Here is a 17342-nt window from a genome sequence, read left to right as displayed (position 1 = left end):
GTCAACAGATCCCTTCAGGAGATGCCGAGATCGGACTCGATGAAGTCGAAGATCTCGTCATCGGTCGCCTCGTCGAGCCGGTCGGTGAAGGACGCCGGGTCGGCGGCGGAGGAGTGGTCGGTCGTGAGGTGGTCGTCGGCGCCGCCGACCCGGGCGAGCAGCGCCTGCAGCCGGCCCGCCAGTCGGGCCCGGGCCTCGGGATCGGCCGAGATCACCGGGATCACGGCCTCCAGCCGGGTCAGTTCGGCCGCGTAGAGACCGTCGCCGGGGGATCCGACGTCCGCCGCCAGCGCCTCGTACAGATGGGTGGCGAGGGACAGCGGGGTCGGGTGGTCGAAGATCACGGTGGTGGGCAGCCGCAGACCGGTGCGCTGGCCGAGCTGGTTGCGCAGCTCGAGAGCGGTGAGCGAGTCCAGGCCGAGGATGGAGAAGCCCCGGTCGACCGGGACGGCATCCACGCCGGGGTGCCCGAGCACCGCGGCGGTCAGCTCCCGCACCACGGTGAGCACCCGCTCCTCGCGGTCGTCGACCGCCAGCGCGGCGAGTTCGTCCACCAGCCTCGCCGACGGTCGCAGGCCCGCGTCATCCCCGGCCGCCGCGCGGCTCCGCGGCACGGCCGGCACGAGGCCGCGCAGGACGGCCGGCAGCGCTCCGGAGGTCGTGCCGCCGGGGGCCATGCCGCCGGCGGCACGCGCTCTGAGCGCGGCGAGGTCGAAACGCGCCGGGACGAGCACCGGTTGCGGCGACCGTAGCGCCGCGTCGAGCAGTGCGAGCCCTTCGTCGACGCCGATGGGGTGCACTCCGAGCCGCGAGATGCGGGACCGGTCGGCGGCGCTCAGGGCTGCGTCCATGCCGTCGTCGGTGGCCCAGAGTCCCCAGGCGAGGCTGGTGGCGGGGCGGCCGAGGGTGTGGCGGTGGTGGGCGAGGGTGTCGAGGTAGGTGTTGGCGGCGGCGTAGTTGGCCTGGCCGGCGGTGCCGAGGGTGCCGGCGAGGGAGGAGTAGAGGACGAAGGCGGCGAGGGGCTGGTCGAGGGTTGCCTGGTGCAGGTTCCAGGCGGCGTCGATCTTCGGCCGGAGGACGGCGTCGAGCTGGTCGGCGGTGAGGCCGGTCAGAGTGGCGTCCCGCAGGACGCCGGCCGTGTGGATGACGGCGGTGAGGGGCCGCTCGGCGGGGATCGCGCCGACGAGCGCCCGGGTCGCCGCCGGGTCGGTCAGGTCCGCCGCGACGATCTGGGCGTGCGCGCCGAGTGCGGTCAGGTCGGCGGCGAGCTCGGCGGCGCCGGGGGCGTCGGGTCCGCGCCGGCTGACCAGCAGCAGATTGCGGACACCATGCCCGGTCACGAGGTGGCGGGCGGTCAGCGCGCCGAGGGTGCCGGTGCCGCCGGTGACGAGCACCGTCCCCGCCGGGTCCAACGCCCGGAGCTGTGGCGCCCCGGGCACCACGGCGTCCGAGGGGAACCCTGCGCCGGCAGCCGGCGCGGAGCCGGCAGACAGTGCGGAGCCGGCAGACAGTGCGGTGCCGGCGGGCAGTGCGGTGCCGGCGGGCAGTGTGGAGCCGGCGGGCAGTGTGGAGCCGGCGGGGGTGACGCGGACCAACCGGGGGAGGTAGCCCCGGCCGTGGCGCAGCACGACCTGGGGCTCGTCCGTCTRCAGCGCGCGCAGCACCACGGCGGGCACGGCCAGGTGCGATGCCAGCGGCCGGTCGCAGTCCACCAACAGGAAGCGGCCCGGGTACTCGGCCTGCGCCGACCGCACCAGCCCCCACACACCGGACCGGTTCAGGTCGTCGGGGCCGGCGTCGCCGGGCAGGTCCGTCCCGACCGCACCCTGGGTGATCAGCACCAGCGAGGAGGAGGCCAGCCGCTCGTCGGCGAGCCAGCCGCGCAGCAGCTCCAGTGTCTCCCGCACGGCCGTGTGCGCCGCCGCGGCGGCGTCGGGCTCCTCCGCGCCCTCGGCCGCGATCACCGGTACCAGGGCGATGTCGGGTACACCGTCACCGTCACCCAGCCCGCCCTGCAGCGCGGCGAGATCCGGGTACAGCCGCACGTCGGCCCGGGACGCGCCGGCCGGTGTCCGGCCCGCGGCGTCGGACGTCACGTCGGCACCGGTGTCGTGGGCGGCGGCCGGGTCCGTCGCCGGGGCCGTGTCGGCGGGTGCGTCGACCCGCAGCGGCTCGGTGCCGACGAAGACCCACGACCGGGCCTCGGGCGGCCCGCCGTCAGGCAGTTCCTGCCAGGTTGTCCGGAACAGGGACCGGCTCACGTCCCCGGCGGTCCCGACCAGGGCGTGCGGGTCGACCGAACGGACGGTGAGGGCCTCGACGGTCGCCACCGGCCGGCCCGCCTCGTCGAGGATGTCGACGGCGACCGTGCGCGGGTCGGCGTCGGTGGTCGTGAGGACCACCCGCAGCGGCCCGGCCGGCACGGGGGCGTGCGAGGTCACCCCGCTCCAGCCGACCGGCACGGTGACCGTGCTGTCGCCGCTCGCGTCGAGCGCGATGGTGTGCAGCGCCGCGTCCAGCAGCGCCGGATGCAGCAGGAAGCCGGCCGGGGCGGTGGCCAGCTGCTCGGGCGGAGCGATCTCGGCGAAGACGGTGTCGCCGGCCTGCCACGCGGCCTGTAGGCCGCCGAACGCCGGGCCGTAGCCGTAACCGGCGTCCGCGAGCCGGGCGTAGAGGTCGTCCAGGTCGATCGGCTCGGCGCCGGCCGGCCGCCAGCCCGGCAGGCCGGCGGACGGCTCCGCGTCCGGGCCCGTGGCGGGTGTGCTGGTGGACGTCACCGTGCCCGAGGCATGGCGCCGCCAGCCGCCGTCCGCGCTGCCCGCGCCCGCGGTGTCGCCGTCGGCGTCGTCGCGCCGGGTGTGGATCGTCAGTGTGCGGCGGTCGGACTCCTCCTCGCCGGTCAGCGCGACCTGCACCCGCACCGTCCCGGTCGGGGGCACGACAATCGGCGCCTCCAGAGTCAGGTGCTCGACCTGTGGGTAGCCGGTGATCGCGCCGGCGCCGCGGGCCAGCTCCAGCAGTGCCGTCCCGGGCACCAGCACCGTCCCGGCGATCGCGTGGTCGGCCAGCCACGGCTGCGCCCGTAGGGAGAGGCTCCCGGTGAACAGCGTGGAGACGCCGTCCGGCAGCGACACCGCGGCGGCCAGCAGCGGATGCCCGGTGGCTGTGAGGCCCGCCGCGGCCAGGTCGCCGGCGCCAGCAGGGACGTCCAGCCAGTACCGCCGGCGCTGGAACGGGTAGGTCGGCAGGGTGAGGCGCGGAGCCGTCGGCAGGACCTCCGTCCAGCGCACCACCTGGCCGGACACGTGCAGCTGGGCGAGGGCGGCGAGCAGGGCGGCGGCTTCGTCCCGGCCGCGGCGCTGCGTCCCGACGGCCCTGCCCGTCCCGACGGCCCTGCCCGTCCCGACGGCCCTGCCCGTCCCGACGGCCCTGCCCGTCCCGGTGGCCGCGCCCGTACTCGTGCCTGCCGCGTGCTCGAGGGTGGCGACGGCGAGGGCGGTGAGGGTGCTGTCGGGCCCGATCTCGAGGAAGGTGTCGACGCCGAGGGTGTGGAGCGTGTGGATGCCCTGGTGGAAGCGGACGGTGCCGCGCAGGTGTCGGACCCAGTAGTCGGGGGTGGTGATGTCTGTGGGGTCGGCGAGGGCGCCGGTGAGGTTGGAGACGATCGGGATGGTGGGTGGGGTGTAGGTGATGGTGGTGGCGATGGTGGCGAAGTCGTCGAGGAGTGCGTCGGTGTGGGGGGAGTGGAAGGCGCCGGAGACGGTGAGCCGGCGGGTGCGGATCCCCGCCTCGCGGGCGGCCTGCTCGACGGTTTCCACGGTGTCCGTCGAGCCCGAGATGACGGTCGCGGCCGGCGCGTTCGTCGCGGCGATCGACACGGTTGCCTCGTGCCCCGCGATCAGCGCGGCGGCCGTCGCCTCGTCGGTGGCGAGGGAGAGCATGGCGCCATCGGTGGGGAGTTTCTGCATGAGGGTGGCGCGGGCGGTGACGAGTCGGGCGGCGTCGTCGAGGGTGAGGACGCCGGCGAGGTGGGCGGCGGTGAGTTCGCCGAGGGAGTGGCCGGTGAGGTGGTCGGGGTGGATGCCGAGGGAGGTGACGAGGCGGTACAGCGCCACTTCCAGGGCGAACAAGGCGGGCTGGGTGTAGCGGGTCTGGTGGACGAGGGCGGCGAGGTCGGGGTGGGTGTCGGGGTCGGCGGTGAGGACGTCGCGCAGGCTGGGCGGGTTGTCGGTGTCGTGGTCCGCGGGGGTGGGGCCGCCGGCGGTCGCGGGGGTGAGGTGGGTGTCGAGGGCGGTGATCGTCTCGTCGTAGGCGGTGGCGAAGGTGGGGAAGGCGGCGGCGAGTTCACGGCCCATGCCGGGGCGCTGGCTGCCCTGCCCGGTGAACAGGAAGGCCACGCGGCCGGGATGTTCCACGGTGCCCGTGACCGGATCCGACAGGCCGGCCCGCAGTGTGTCGAGGTCGTGCCCGAGGACCACCCGCCGGTGGTCGAGGTGCGCGCGGCCGGTCGCCAGGGTCACCGCGACCGCGGCCGGGTCGATGTCGGGGTTGGCCGTCAGGAAGTCCCACAGCTGTTCGGTCTGCGCGTCGAGCGCTGAGGCCGAGCGAGCCGACAGCAGCCAGGCGAGTGGCCGGTGGGTTTCGGTGGGCGGTGCGCTGGCGTCGGACGGCTCCGCGGTGCCGCGCTCGGCCGGGTGCGGCACCGGCGGCACCGGCTGCTGGCCGCTGTCGTCCGCGGCCCGGCCGGTGCCGCCGGTCCCGTCCTCTGCCGGCCCCGGGTGCGCCTGGATGTCGTCCGTGGGGGGTTGTTCGAGGATGACGTGGGCGTTGGTGCCGCTGATGCCGAAGGAGGAGACGGCGGCACGGCGGGGCCGGTCGACGTCGGGCCAGGGCCGGGCGCCGGTGAGGAGCTGCACGTCACCGCTGGTCCAGTCGACGTGGCGGCTGGGTTGGTCGACGTGCAGGGTGGCGGGCAGGACGCCGTGGTGCAGCGCGCTGATCATTTTGATGATGCCGGCGGCGCCGGCGGCGGCCTGGGTGTGGCCGATGTTGGACTTGACGGAGCCGAGGTAGAGGGGGCGGTCCTCGGGTCGGTTCTGGCCGTAGGTGGCGAGGAGTGCCTGGGCTTCGATGGGGTCGCCGAGGGTGGTGCCGGTGCCGTGCGCCTCGACCGCGTCGACGTCCACCACCGACAGCCCGGCGTTGGTGAGGGCGGTGCGGATGACGCGCTGCTGGGAGGGGCCGTTGGGGGCGGTGAGGCCGTTGGAGGCRCCGTCCTGGTTGACGGCGGAGCCGCGTACCACGGCGAGGATCTGGTGCCCGTTCGCGCGGGCGTCGGAGAGGCGTTCGAGCAGGAGCAGGCCGGCGCCCTCGCCCCAGCCGGTGCCGTCGGCGGCGTCGGCGAAGGCCTTGCACCGGCCGTCGGGGGACAGGCCGCGCTGCCGGCTGAACTCGATGAAGGTGTTCGGCGTGGCCATGACCGTGACCCCGCCGGCGAGGGCGAGGGTGCACTCGCCGCTGCGCAGGGCCTGGGCGGCGAGGTGCACGGCGACCAGCGACGACGAGCAGGCGGTGTCGATCGTGACCGCGGGGCCTTCGAGGCCGAAGGTGTAGGAGACCCGACCGGAGGCGACGCTCGTCGTGCTGCCGATCAGCACGTAGCCCTCGACGTCCGTCGACACCTGGCCCACCCGGGTGCCGTAGTCGTCGTACATGACGCCGGCGAACACGCCGGTGCGGCTGCCGCGCAGTGATGTCGGGTCGATCCCGGCCCGCTCGAAGGCCTCCCACGCCAGCTCCAGCAGCAGCCGCTGCTGCGGGTCGGTGGCGGTGGCCTCGCGCGGCGGGACCCCGAAGAACTCGGCGTCGAAGTCGCCCGCGTCGTGCAGGAAGCCGCCGTGGCGGGCATAGGACCGGCCCGAGGCGTCCGGGTCCGGGTCGTAGAGCCGCTCGACGTCCCAGCCTCGGTCGGCCGGGAACGCACTGACCGCGTCGGCACCCCCGGCGACCAGGTCCCACAGCTGCTCGGGGCTCGTGACCCCGCCCGGGTACCGGCAGCTCGCCGCGACGATGACGATCGGGTCGTCGTCGGCACCGCTGCCAACCGGCGCGGCCGGTGCGCCGGTGGGGACGTCGGACCGGCCGACGAGCTCGGCCCGCAGCTGCCCGGCGACCTCGGCCGGGGTCGGGTAGTCGAACAGCAGCGTCGCCGGCAGGACGAGCCCCGTCCGCCGTCCGAGGTGGTTGCGCAGCTCGACGGCCGCCAGCGAGTCGAACCCGAGATCCCGGAAGGCCCGGCTGACGTCCACCGACTCCGGTGCCTCATACCCGACGACCGCGGCGACCTCCTCGCGGACCAGGTCGAGCAGGAGCCGGTCCTGCTCCTCCGCTGACAGGGAGGCCAGCACCTCGGCCAGGCCGCCGTCGCCGGCCCGGGCGCCGGCCGGCCCGCGGGTGGCGGCTGCCCGCCGCCGGGCCGGCACGGCGGACCGGTCACCCGGCCCGCCGTTGACGACACCCAGGTCGATGCGCCCGGCCACGAGCACCACGTCACCGGCCTCGGACCCGGCCTCGGACCCGGCCTCGGACCCGGCCTCGGACCCGGCGTCGGGTCCGGAGTCCACGCCGGCGTGGGGGAGGGACGCCGTCCTGGCGAGGGCGGCATCGAGCAGCGCGAGCCCGTCCGCCACGCCGAACGGTGTCACTCCGGCCCGGGCCCACCGCGCGCGGTCGGCCGCGCCGAGCCCGGCCTCCATGCCCGAGCCGGTGTCCCACAGGCCCCAGGCGAGGCTGGTGGCGGGGCGGCCGAGGGCGTGGCGGTGGTGGGCGAGGGCGTCGAGGTAGGTGTTGGCGGCGGCGTAGTTGGCCTGGCCGGCGGTGCCCAGGGTGCCGGCGACGGAGGAGTACAGGACGAAGGCCGCGAGCGGCTGGTCGAGGGTGGCCTGGTGCAGGTTCCAGCTGGTGTCGATCTTGGATGTCAGGACGGTGTCGAGCTGGTCCGCGGTGAGGTTGGCCAGGGTGGCGTCGTGCAGGACGCCGGCGGTGTGCAGGACGGCTGTGAGCGGCCGGTGGGTCGGAATGGTGTCGATGAGTGCCGCGGCCGCGGCCGCGTCGGTCAGGTCGGCCGCCACGATCTGGACGTCGGCGCCGAGCGCGGTGAGGTCGGTGGCGAGGCCGCCCGCGCCGGGGGCGTCGGGGCCGCGGCGGCTGACCAGGAGCAGGTGGCGGATGCCGTGGTGGGTGACGAGGTGGCGGGCGGCGAGGGCGCCGAGGGTGCCGGTGCCGCCGGTGACGAGCACCGTCCCCGCCGGATCCAGCCGGTCCCCCGCGCCCGTGCCCGCCGCGAGCGGGTGGACCGGCTCGAGGCGCCGCACGCCGACCACACCGCCACGCAGCTCCACGGCCCCGGCGCCGGCCGACGAGGCGGCGGCGACGGCCGCGCGCACGGTGGCCTCGTCGGGCGTCTCACCGTCGGGTAGGTCGTGCTCCACCAGCACGAACCGGCCCGGGTACTCGGCCTGGGCGGATCGGACCAGGCCGAGTACCGGCGCGCTGGCGAGGTCGCTCGCCGGCACGACGAGCACCAGGCGGGCGCCGCCGGCCTGGTCCGACCGCAGGAACTCCCGCAGCCTCTCCAGGACGTCGGCGGCACGTCGGCCCGCTGCCGCCGGGCCAGTCTCGGACTCGGTCGGCAGGGTCAGCAGGGTGAGGTCGCCGGAGGCCGCCCCCGCCCGGCCGCCTGCTCCGGGTGCGGCAGCCGTCGTCGCCGCGGATGGGATTCCCGCGGCCGGCAGCGGCCCCCAGACAGGGCGGTAGAGGCCCAGGGCCGGGCCGGCGGTTCCGGCCGTTCCCGCCGTCAGCGCGGTGAGCCGGGCGCGGGCCGCCGGCCGCAGCGTGACCGACTCGATCGTCGCCACCGGCTGCCCGGCGCCGTCCGCGACGGCGAGCGCAACCCGGGCGCCGTCGTCGTCGTGGCGGCCGGCGTCGAGTGCGGTGATCCGGACGCGCAGCACGCGGGCACCGGTCGCGACGAGGCTTACGCCGCTGAACGAGAACGGAAGCAGCATCGACCCCGCGCCCGGGTCACCCGCGCCGTCGGCGTCGGGGGCCGCCCCGGCGCCCCGGGCGAACACCGCGAGCCCGCCGACCACTGGGTGCAGCGCCGCGTCGAGCAGCGCCGGGTGCAGCTCCAGACCGTCGTCCTGGCCCGGCACGGTCGACTCCGCCGAGTCCGGCAGGGCGATCTCGGCGTGCAGGGTCCGCCCGTCCGGGCCGCCGGTCCACAACGCCCGCAGCGGCTGAAAGGCGGGCCCGTAGTCGTAGCCGGACAGGGCGAGCCGCTCGTACAGGCCGTCGAGTGGCACCGGGACGGCCCCGGCAGGCGGCCACCCGACCGGTGTTCCGTCCGATCCGGACGTGCCCGGCTCGGCCGTCAGCACGCCGGACGCATGCCGGGTCCAGGGCACGCCGGCGGCATCCCGCCGCGCGTACACCCGTACGTCCCGGCGTCCCGCGTCATCGACGGCCCCGACGGTGACCTGCACCAGGACCGCACCGTCCGCTGGCAGCGGCAGCGGGCCCTCCAGCGTCAGCTCGGCCAGGTGCTGCTGGGCGGTGTACCCCGCGGCGTGCAGCGCCAGCTCGACGAGTCCGGTGCCGGGCAGCAGCACCGTCCCGGCGATCGTGTGGTCCGCCAGCCACGGCTGGGTGGCGGTGGACAGGCGGCCGGTCAGCACCAGCCCGTCGCGCCGTCCGGCAGGCTGGCCCACCGGGCGGTCGACCGCGTCCGCCAGGTCCGTGATGTCGGCGATCTCGACCGCCGCGCCGAGCAGCGGATGGCCGGTGCCGCGCAGTCCGGCATCCGCCAGGCCGCTCCCGGTCCCGGTCCCGGCGGCGGACAGCCAGAAGGTCCGGTGCTGGAACGGGTAGGTCGGGAGGTCGACCCGCACCGGCCGCGGGCCGGGGAAGGCCGCGTTCCAGTGGACGGTGTGCCCCGTGGTGTGCAGCCGGGCGAGGGTCTCCAGCACGGTCTCCGTGTCGTCCCGCTCGCGACGCAGCAGCGGCAGGACCAGTTCCCGGTCCCGGTCGTTGCCAGCCTCGCCGTCCGAACGGTCCCTGCCGCCGGCCGCGCCGGCGCCCGCAGCGGCCGTACCGGCGGGGTCGGCCCCACCGGTAGAGCTGGCCGGGCCGGCAGAGCTGGCCGGGTGCTCGAGCGTGCCGCGGGTGAGGGCGGCGAGCGTGCCGTCGGGCCCGAGCTCCAGATAGGTCGTGACGCCGAGCCGGCGCAGCGCCTGAATGCCCTGGTGGAAGCGGACGGTTCCGCGGACGTGCCGGACCCAGTAGCCGGCCGTGGTGATCTCCGTCGGGTCGGCGAGGTCGCCGGTGAGGTTCGAGACGAGGGGGATCCGCGGCGGTGCGTAACGGACGGCGGCGGCCACCGCGGCGAACTCGTCGAGGACACGGTCGGTGTGCGGGGAGTGGAACGCGCCGGAGACCGTGAGCCGGCGCACACGGATGCCCCGGGCGCGGGCGTCCTCCGCCACGGACTCCAGGACGTCCCCCGACCCGGAGACGACGGTCGCCGTCGGATGGTTGGTCGCGGCTACCGACGCCGCGGCCTCATGCCCGGCGAGCAGCGCGGCGGCGGTCGACTCGTCGGCGTCGAGGGCGAGCATCGCGCCGTCGGCGGGCAGGTCCTGCATCAGCGCGGCGCGGGCGACGACGAGGCGGGCGGCGTCCTCGAGGCCGAACACCCCGGCGAGGTGGGCGGCGGTCAGCTCGCCCAGCGAGTGGCCGGTCAGGTAGTCCGGCTCGATGCCGTGCGTGGTGACCAGCCGGTACAGGGCGACCTCGAAGGCGAAGAGCGCGGGCTGGGTGAAACGGGTCTGATGGACGAGCGCCGCGGCGTCGCTGTCGGGTTCGGCGTGCAGGACGCTCAGCAGGGGGCGGTCGAGGTGCCGGTCGAGGGCCGCGCAGACCTCGTCCAGGGCGTCGGCGAAGACCGGCTGGGCTGTGTACAGCGCCTGGCCCATCCCCGGCCGCTGGCTGCCCTGCCCGGAGAACAGGAACGCCACGGTCCGCCGGCTGCCGGCGACGCCGCGGGTCAGCCCGCGCGCCTGTGCTCCCGCCGCGAGCGCGTCGAGCAGGGCGGCGAAGTCCGCCGTGCTCCGCCCGACGAGTACCGCCCGGTGCGGGAGCGCGGCGCGCGTGGTCGCCAGCGCGTAACCCACGGCACGGGGATCGTCCAGTCGGCCAGCCCCCGGCTCCTCGGACGCCTGGTCGGTCTGGTCGGCTCGGTTCGTCTGCGCGGCCTGGTCGGTCGTCCCCTGGCCGGTCGGGGCGGTGAGCGTGTCCCGCAACCGGGCGGCCTGCGCGCGCAGGGCCGCCTCGCCCCGCGCCGACAGCGTCCACGGCACCACCGCCGGCGCGGTGGGCACCGCCGGCAGGGCAGGAACCGCTGAGGCGGCCACACCGGCCACACCGGCCACGCCGGCCGCACGGGTGGCGGTGCCGACGAGACCGGCCGGTTGCTCGGCCGCCGGCTGCTCCAGAATGACGTGCGCGTTGGTGCCGCTGATCCCGAAGGACGAGACGGCGGCCCGGCGAGGGCGCTCCAACGGCGGCCACGGCGTCGGCTCGGTGAGCAGGGCTGCCGCGCCGGCCGTCCAGTCGACGTGCGGGGACGGCGCGTCGACGTGCAGCGACGCGGGCAGCACCCCGTGCTCGAGCGCCTGCACCATCTTGATCACGCCGGCGACGCCGGCCGCCGCCTGGGTGTGCCCGATGTTCGACTTGACCGACCCCAGGTACACGGGACGGTCCGCGGGCCGGTCCTGGCCATAGGTGGCCAGCAGTGCCTCGGCCTCGATCGGGTCGCCGAGCCGGGTGCCGGTGCCGTGCGCCTCCACCGCGTCGACGTCCGCCGGTTCCAGCCCGGCGCCGCGCAGCGCCGTCCGGATAAGCCGCTGCTGGGACGGGCCGTTCGGCGCGGTCAGCCCGTTGCTCGCGCCGTCCGAGTTGACCGCTGAGCCACGGATCACCGCGAGTACGCGGTGGCCGCGGGCCCGTGCCTCCGAGAGCCGTTCCACGATCAGTATTCCGACGCCCTCGGCCCAGCCCGTGCCGTCGGCGGCGGCGGCGAACGGCTTGCACCGGCCGTCCGGAGCCAGCCCGCGCTGGCGGCTGAACTCGACGAAGATGCCCGGGCTGGTGAGCACCGTGACGCCGCCGACCAGGGCCAGCGAGCACTCGCCGCCGCGCAGCGCGCTCGCGGCCAGGTGCAGCGCCACCAGCGAGGACGAGCAGGCGGTGTCGACGGTGACCGCCGGCCCCTCCAGCCCGAGGGTGTAGGCCAGGCGCCCGGAGGCGACGCTGGTCGTGCTGCCGGTGAGCAGGTAGCCGTCCAGGCCGCCGGCCGGCTCGTGCAGGCGCGGGCCGTAGTCCTGCGGCATGACGCCGACGAACACGCCGGTGCGACTGCCGCGCAGCGCTGTCGGGTCGAGCCCGGCCCGCTCGATCGCCTCCCAGCCGACCTCCAGCAGGAGCCGTTGCTGGGGGTCCATCGCGAGTGCCTCCCGCGGCGAGACGCCGAAGAAGTCCGCGTCGAACCCGCCCGCGGCGGTGAGGAACCCGCCGGTCCGCACGTAGCTGGCGCCGGGGGTGGCCGGGTCGGGGTCGTACAGGCGGGTCAGGTCCCAGCCGCGGTCGGTCGGGAAGTCGGTGACGACGTCCGCGCCGGTGACCGCCACCCGCCAGAGGTCCTCCGGCGACCCGATCCCGCCGGGGAAGCGGCAGGCCATCCCGACGATCGCGATCGGGTCGTCGTCGGTCGCCGCGATGTCCGCGGCGGGGCTGTCCGCCTGCCGGCCGGTGCCCGCCCGCTGGAGCGCCACCTCGTCCAGATGCCGGACCAGCGCGGCGATCGTCGGGTGGTTGAACAGCAGGCTCGGTGCCAGCGGGAGGCCGGTCGCCCCCGCGAGGCGGTCGCGCAGTTCGACGGCGGACACCGACTCGAAGCCGAGGTCCTTGAACGCCCGGTCCGGGTCGATCGCGTCCGGGGTGACATGGCCGAGGACGATCGCCACGTGCGTCCGGACCAGCTCGACCAGTGTCCGTCCCCGCTCGGGCGCGTCGAGCGCCGCGATCCGGCGTGCCCAGGACGAGCCGAGCGAGGCCGCGCCCCTGGACCCCGCGCCGTTGGACGTCGCGCCGGCGGCCGGGATGGCCGGCCGGGCGGCGGGGATGTCACCGAGGGCGGCCGGCACCTGGTGGGAGTCGCCCAGCCAGTGGCGTTCGCGCTGGAACGGGTACGTCGGCAGCGGGACCCGACGGACGGCGGCGACGGCGGGCTGGCCGCGCAGGGCCGCGGCCCAGTCGACGCCGGCGCCCCGCGTGAACGCCTGCGCGGCCGAGGCGAGCAGCCGCGCCCAGCCACCCTCGTCGCGCCGCAGGGTCCCGACCACGGCCGCCGTGTCGCCGAACGGAGCCGACGCCGCCGGCAGCCCGGATTCCGCGAGTGCCGCCGAAGTCGCGAATTCCTCCGGGGCCGCCTCGGTGAACGTCTCCTGCAGGCTGCCGGTCAGCACCGGGTGCGGGCTGACTTCGATGAACAGTCGGTGCCCGGCAGCGAGCGCGGCTTCGGTGGCCGGCTGCAGCTGCACGGTGTGGCGCAGGTTGCGGTACCAGTAGTCGGCGTCCAGCCCGGCGGTGTCGAGCGCGCCGCCGGTCACCGTGGAGTAGAAGGTCACCGTGGACGACGTCGGGCGGATGTCGGCCAGCGCCGCACGCAGGCCGGCACCGACCGTCTCCACCTGCGGCGAGTGCGAGGCGTAGTCCACCGGGATCAGCCGGGCCCGCACACCGCGCTGGTCGTGCTCGGCGACCAGCGCGGCGACGGCCGCCGGGTCGCCCGAGACGACGGTGGACGCCGGCCCGTTCACGGCGGCGACCGAGACGCGCGCCGGGTCGGCGAGCGGATGGGCGCGCACCTGTTCGGCGGGGACGGCGATCTGGGCCATCGCGCCGCGGCCGGCGAGCGCGACGAGCGCTCTGCTGCGCAGCGCCACGATCCGGGCCGCGTCGGAAAGGGTCAGCGCGCCGGCGACATGCGCGGCGGCGATCTCGCCCTGCGAGTGGCCGATCACCGCGTCCGCCCGCACGCCGAGCGACTCCCACAGCCGGGCGAGCGAGACCATCACAGCGAACAGGGCCGGCTGGACGACGTCGACGCGGTCCAGGGAGGCGGCACCGGGGGCACCGCCGAGCACGTCATGCAGGGACCAGTCGATGTGCGGGGCCAGTGCCCGCGCGCAGTCGTCCACCGCCGCGGCGAACACCGGTGACTGCCCGAGCAGCGCGCCGGCCATGCCGACCCACTGCGAGCCCTGCCCGGGAAAGACGAAGACGACCCGGCCCGCCTGGGCCGCGCGTCCGTCGTGCAGCCCGGCCGCCGGGAGCCCCGCGGCGAGCGCCCCGAGCCCGGCCCGCAGTTCCGCCTCGGTGGACCCCAGGACGACGGCCCGGTTCTCGAACGTCGCCCGGGTGGTGGCCAGGGACCAGGCGACGTCGGCGGGCCGCGCCCCGTGGCCGGTCTCGTGCGCGTCGAGGTGGGCGAGCAGCCGGGTGGCCATTGCCGCCAGCGCCGCGTCACCGCGCGCAGAGAGCACCCACGGCAGCACCGCGGTGCCGGCGCCCGCCCCGGTCCCGCCCGGCCCGCCTGGCCCGCCCGGCCCGGCCGACCCGTCGTCCGTGCGTCCGTCGGATCGCTCGCCGCCTACCGCAGCTGCGGCCGGCGCCGCGGCGACGACCAGGTGGCAGTTGGTGCCACCCATGCCGAACGAGCTGACACCCGCGACAGGCGTGCCGGCACCGGCAGGCCACGCTCCGAGCCGGTCCTGGACGGCGAGGCCCAGGTCGGCCAGCGGGATCGCCGGATTCGGGCTGGTGTGGTTCAGGGTCGCCGGAAGCTGGCGGTGGTGCAGGGCGAGCACGACCTTGAGCAGCCCGACGATGCCGGCCGCTCCCTCCAGGTGCCCGACGTTCGTCTTCACCGAGCCGACCCGCAGCAGGCGGTCACCGGAGCGGCCGGTGCCGAGCACCGTGCCCAGCGCCGCCGCCTCGACCGGGTCACCGACCTTCGTGCCCGTCCCGTGCAGCTCGACGTAGCGGACGTCGGCAGGGTCCACACCTGCGTCCGCGTAGGCCGCCCGCAGGACGGCGGCCTGCGCGGCCCCGTCGGGAACGGTGAGACCGGCGCCGCCGCCGTCGTTGTTCACCGCGCCGCCCAGGATCACCCCGTAGGCGTGCCGGCCCTCGGCGACCGCCCGCGACAGCGGCATGAGCAGGACGGTCGCCCCACCCTCCCCGCGCACGTAGCCGTTGGCGCGGGCGTCGAAGGTGTAGCTGCGGCCGTCCGGGGACAGCCCGCCGAACCGTGCCGCCGCGACGCTGGTCTCGGTGAGCAGGTTCAGGTTGACGCCGCCGGCGATCGCCAGCGTCGTCTCGCCCCRCCACAGGCTTTCGCAGGCCAGGTGGACCGCGACCAGACCGGAGGACTGGGCGGCGTCGACGGCGAGGCTCGGCCCGCGCAGCCCGAGCAGGTAGGAGACCCGGTTGGCGATCAGGCCGCGGGCCTGGCCGGTCAGGGTGTGCCGGTCGATCGCCGCCGGCCCGTACCGCCCGGCGAGGCTCGCGTACTCCGAGCCGATCGCCCCGACGAACACGCCGGTCCGGCTGCCGCGCAGTGCTTCCGGGATGACACCGGCGTCCTCCAGCACCTCCCAGGCCAGCTCCAGCACGAGACGCTGCTGCGGGTCCATGGCAGCGGCCTCGCGCGGGGAGATCCCGAAGAAGGCCGGGTCGAAACGGTCGACGGCGTCGAGGAACCCGCCCCGGGCGTACCCGGACAGCCCGAGCTCGGCGAGCAGCCCGGAGTCCCAGCGGTCGGCCGGCGCGTCGGTCACCGCGTCCACGCCGTCGCGCAGCAGCCGCCAGAACTCGGCGGGGCCCGCGGCCTGGGGCAGCCGGCAGGACAGGCCGACCACCGCGATCGGCTCGCGGGCGCCGCCGCCGTGGGGCGTCACCTGAATGGTCGCGTCGGTGGTCGCGCGGTGTTCCTCGGATCCCATTGCGGGGTCAGTGCTCCTTAGTACGGGCCGCCTCGAGCGCGGCGGTCAGCCCGTCGACGACGGGACCGGTGACGCCCCGGAACCGCAGCAGGGTGAGAACCGTCCAGAGACGGACCTCGTCCACATGCCGCGGGGATCCGTGCACGTCGTCCTTCTCCAGCACCTCCAGCCGCCGCAGCAGGCGGCGGAGCCGGGCGACGTCACCGGGCGGGATGATCTCGTCGCGCAGGCTCGCGGCGTAGGCGACGGGGATACCGAGGCCGGCCAGCAGTTCGTCCGTGATGGCCCAGCCGCGCAGGTGGTGGGGCAGGTCGGCGACCTTGGCCCCGGTCAGGTGGGCGAGGGTGTCCAGGGTGATCCGCGGGACCTGGGCCAGCCAGTCGGCGTCGGTGAAGAAGTCGTGCACGGGCGCGCCCGTCGTCACCACGCCGCGGATGCGAGGGTCGGCGGCGGCCGCGCGCAGGGCCAGGTGGCCGCTGAAGCTCAGCGTCAGCGCGTAGGTGTCGGTCACGTCGGCCCGGTCCGCGACGGCGTCCAGCAGATCGGGCAGCATCCGCCAGCTCTCCGGGCCGTAGGCCAGGCCGTTCTCGCCGATCCCGGGGATCTCGGTCGCGATCGCGGCCACCCCGAGCACGTCCGCGTCGGTGAGCGCCGGCGCGTGGCTCTCCTTGGTGCTGACGATGCCGCCCATCAGGATCACCAGTGGCCGGCGCTCGGTGGCGGACAGCCCGGCGCTCCACGCCCGGATGCGTCCGCCGGGCAGGTCCAGCTCCAGGGACTGGATGTCGGTGGTGGCCTGGCGCCAGGCGTCGAACGCCGCGACCGCCCGGGCGTGCGCCTCCTGGCGCACCGGGCCGTCCACATAGGGGAACCGGGCCAGGTTGTAGAGCCGGACGGCGTCGAGCAGCTCGCCGCGGCGCTCGGCGTCGGCGGCGACCCGGCTCCACGCGAGCGCCCACGAGCCCTCGGCGCCGTCCACGTCGTTGTCGATGCTGTCGAGCACCGGTCCGTAGACGTCCGCGCCGATCCCCTGGCTCCGGGCGTGGACCAGCGCGTACTCCCGCAGCTGCGCCACGTCGCTCATCGGGGCAGTCCTTCCAGCGCGTCGTCCGGCACGCCGTTGCTCGCGCCGGTCGCGTCCGTGTCGCCGTCCTCCGCCGCGCCGAAGGTCTCCAGGGCTGTGCGCAGGTCGGCCAGCACGTCGGCGGCCTCCGCGCCGTCGATCACCCGATGGTCGAAGGTCAGGCTGAGGCGCAGCAGCGGGGCGGTCGTCACCGCGCCACCGCGAACCACCGGGCGCTCGGCGATCTGACCGACGCCGAGGGTGATCGTGGTGCCGCCGACGGAGTGGAACCCGTCCACCGGGCGGTGCCCGAGCGAGGTCACGGAGAAGGTCCCGCGCACCGCCGCGCGCCGGGCCAGCGGGCTGGATGCACGCCGGTAGGCGGCACGGGCCACGGGTGCGGGCAGCCGGTGCAGGGCCCGGGTGCCGGCGAACTGCGGCATCGTCTCCGGGTCACCGTCCCGGTACTGGTCGACCACCGCCTGGATCTCGTCGAGCGTCGCCTGCTCCAGGCCCGGGAGCACGGCGGCCAGCACGACCCGCTGCCCGGACAGGGTCCGGTCCAGGGTCAGCTTTCCGCTGACCGAGGTGAATCTCGCGATCTTCTGTCGAAGCCGGCCACCGATCGCCGCGTTCGCCTCCGGGTGTGCCGCCAGCGTCCGGCCGCCGGCGTGCAGGACGTAGCTGACGACCGAGTACCGCCGGCCCGCGTGTGCCGCGGTCGCCCGGTGTCGCAGCACCGCGCCCATGTCCACCTCGGTGTCGAGGTGGACGGCGGAGAACCGGCGCAGGTCGCCGAGGAAGTACAGGGTGTGCCGGCGTTCCCGGCGGATGAGGCGGACGTCCACAGCGGCTGCGGGGGACGTGGTGGCCGGCGCCCGACCGCGCGGGCTCATCGGCTCGCCGCGAGCTGGTACAGCTCCGCCAGGCTGGTGGTCTCCAGTACCTCGGGCAGCGACAGCCGCCGGCCGGTCTCCCGTTCCAGTGCGGTGGCCAGGGCAAGCAGGTGGACGGAGTCCCAGCCGGCGAGGTCGTCGAAGGCCGTGCCCGCCTCCGGCGTCGCCACCGGGATACCCAGCTCGTCACGGACGAGGTCCAGGAAGTCCTCGATGCTGTCCATACGTCGTCCTCCGTCGGGGTCGGTCGACCGCATG

At 75.9% G+C, this 17342-nt stretch carries 4 protein-coding genes; all 4 read right to left on the bottom strand.

Translation table 11 applies throughout. The features are described 5' to 3' along the window. Window positions 1–14: 14 nt before the first annotated feature. From CC117_RS40125 to CC117_RS14635, 4 genes are read right to left on the bottom strand one after another with little or no spacing between them, the layout of a single operon-like run. The gene (locus tag CC117_RS40125) at window positions 15–15125 is read right to left on the bottom strand and encodes a type I polyketide synthase (protein WP_071084459.1); all 15111 of its coding nucleotides are present in this window, start codon (window positions 15123–15125) and stop codon (window positions 15–17) included. Between the two features lie 7 nt (window positions 15126–15132). Next, window positions 15133–16209 carry an alpha/beta hydrolase gene (locus CC117_RS14645; RefSeq protein WP_071084457.1) on the bottom strand — a complete coding sequence of 359 codons (1077 nt, stop codon included), beginning with the start codon at window positions 16207–16209 and terminating at the stop codon, window positions 15133–15135. Then, on the bottom strand, window positions 16206–17084 hold the full coding sequence (locus CC117_RS14640) for a 2-oxo acid dehydrogenase subunit E2 (RefSeq protein WP_084132123.1): 879 nt from the start codon (window positions 17082–17084) through the stop codon (window positions 16206–16208). The genes CC117_RS14645 and CC117_RS14640 overlap by 4 nt, the downstream gene beginning before the upstream one ends. Next, on the bottom strand, window positions 17081–17308 hold the full coding sequence (locus tag CC117_RS14635) for an acyl carrier protein (protein ID WP_071084451.1): 228 nt from the start codon (window positions 17306–17308) through the stop codon (window positions 17081–17083). The genes CC117_RS14640 and CC117_RS14635 overlap by 4 nt, the downstream gene beginning before the upstream one ends. Window positions 17309–17342 lie beyond the last annotated feature (34 nt).

The sequence above is a fragment of the Parafrankia colletiae genome (assembly GCF_001854655.1).
Lineage (GTDB): Bacteria > Actinomycetota > Actinomycetes > Frankiales > Frankiaceae > Parafrankia > Parafrankia colletiae.
The sequence above is the reverse complement of the archived record's forward strand: the minus strand, read 5'-3'. Positions and strand labels throughout refer to the sequence as shown.

Bases quoted from the DNA above. Each gene is read 5' to 3' on its own strand.
- CC117_RS14645 (WP_071084457.1), bottom strand. From the start codon at position 16,209: ATGAGCGACGTGGCGCAGCTGCGGGAGTACGCGCTGGTCCACGCCCGG.
- CC117_RS14640 (WP_084132123.1), bottom strand. From the start codon at position 17,084: ATGAGCCCGCGCGGTCGGGCGCCGGCCACCACGTCCCCCGCAGCCGCT.
- CC117_RS14635 (WP_071084451.1), bottom strand. From the start codon at position 17,308: ATGGACAGCATCGAGGACTTCCTGGACCTCGTCCGTGACGAGCTGGGT.